This is a genomic window from Okeania sp. SIO3I5 (assembly GCF_010672085.1).
In the GTDB taxonomy this organism is placed as follows: Bacteria; Cyanobacteriota; Cyanobacteriia; order Cyanobacteriales; family Microcoleaceae; genus Trichodesmium.
Genome location: NZ_JAAHHT010000506.1, coordinates 1 through 1749 on the forward strand (window position 1 = coordinate 1; position 1749 = coordinate 1749).

The 1749-nt window shown below is 32.9% G+C and carries 2 protein-coding genes; both read right to left on the minus strand.

Going from position 1 to position 1749, the window contains the following annotated elements:
• Window positions 1-161 precede the first annotated feature (161 nt).
• Window positions 162-440, minus strand: coding sequence for a hypothetical protein (locus F6K40_RS40050; protein WP_293145856.1), 279 nt, complete (start codon window positions 438-440; stop codon window positions 162-164).
• A 147-nt stretch (window positions 441-587) separates the two neighbouring features.
• On the minus strand, window positions 588-1749 hold a 1162-nt coding region (locus F6K40_RS40055), incomplete at its 5' end, for a phospholipid carrier-dependent glycosyltransferase (RefSeq protein WP_293145859.1).

Consider the following 1749-nt stretch of genomic DNA (forward strand, 5'->3'; position numbering starts at 1 on the left):
TATATAGCGTTTCTCAGCAATCGTGAGGTACACCTATCTTTATTTGTTCCTATTTCCTATTCCCTGTTTCCTATTCCCTATTCCCTATTCCCTGTTCCCAGTTAAGTGTTCCCTGTTCCCTAAAACCAAGGAATTTTGTACCTCACGCTTCTTGGGAATTGCTATATACCTGCAATAATTAATATCAACAGTAAAAATGGAATAGATATTTCAGACAAAATTATAGGGGTTAATATTAACATCAATAAGCTAGCTACAATAATTCCTATCAAGGAATAGTAAATTACTGTCCAGAGCTTAATATGGTGAGGCATAACTTGTCTATATTTATAAGTATAAGTTTGACCAATTCCGTAGGCTATTATCCATTGTAATCCGAAAGTTGCGCCTCTAGTTTTTATCTCAAATATAGCTCCAATTGTCCCGATAATAATTCCCACAAAAAAAACTAAAGCATAGATTATTAAAGCTAACTTGTAAGGCTTATTAAACCACGTAATACCAAAACTTGAAAATGACTACTTTTACAGTTAATATTTTAGTATTTACATGACTGATAATCTCACTTTTTTTCGGTTTTCCTTAATCTATATCCATGACCTAAACCACATTCTAAGCCGCCAACTTTGAGGAGATAAAGGTAATCCTAAATAAACAGGCATCCAAAAAACAAACGCAAATAAAATCATCAAAATTACTGTAACCCCTATTATCCTGAGACGACTTTGGGAACTATTTAACCATCTATCAACCCACCAAGAAAATCCCAAGATAGCAAATACTAAAGCTCCAATATAATGGTACAAAAAAGTACAACGACTTACTCTACTCCAAGGGAGAAAATTACTTAGCCAATTGATAACTAAATATAATGACAACCACATTTCTGAAGCAGGTGGAAATTTAATAATCTGCTTTAATTTAATTTTTTGATGTCTTGCTTGTCTATTTTTTTCCCAATGCCAAACACGATTAAATAACATCAAGATTAATAATAAAATTCCCCATATTGAGAACCACCAAAGAGCAGGATTTCCCATAGCATGAACATCAAAAATTAGGGGATTAACTTTTGGGTCTCCAATATCTGAAGGTAGGGGTGGTAAAGAAGGTTCTGGTTTGTCTAATAAACCCGTATTTTTATAAAAATAAACTATAGGTCTCATCATTAACGGCCAAGTAAACCATTGAGCGCAATAAGGATGAGTATCAGCTCCACTGCCTATTCTTTGGTGATAGCTGAAAATCTGTTGCTGCATTTCCAAAAAACCATATGTGGGGTTAAGAATAATGTGGGGAATCCAAAGTAAACTATAAGTAATTATGGGAATAACAAATAAGTTTAGAGTAAATTGAATCAGATTTAGTCGAGTTAAATTTTGCCAAGGAGATATAAATTCTGATTTCTTTTTGGGAGCAAAAAATTCAATTATCCACGCCAATATCCAGAGTAAATAAATGCCGAGTAAAAATCCTAAACCATTCCATTTAATTGCTGCACTTGCACCAAAAAATATCCCAGATAAAATCAACCATTTTTTTTGTTTTAATTGACTATTTTGTAGAGCAAAAATTAAACACAAGTGAGCTAATAATCCAAAAATTACTAGATAAATATTATTTAGAGCATAGCGAGATTCAACCAGAAATAATCCATCTAAAGCTATGAATAAAGCAGCAATAAAACCATAACTCCAGCGCTGTGTTAATTGATAAGCGATCGCTCCGACTACCAGAGGAATAAATGAA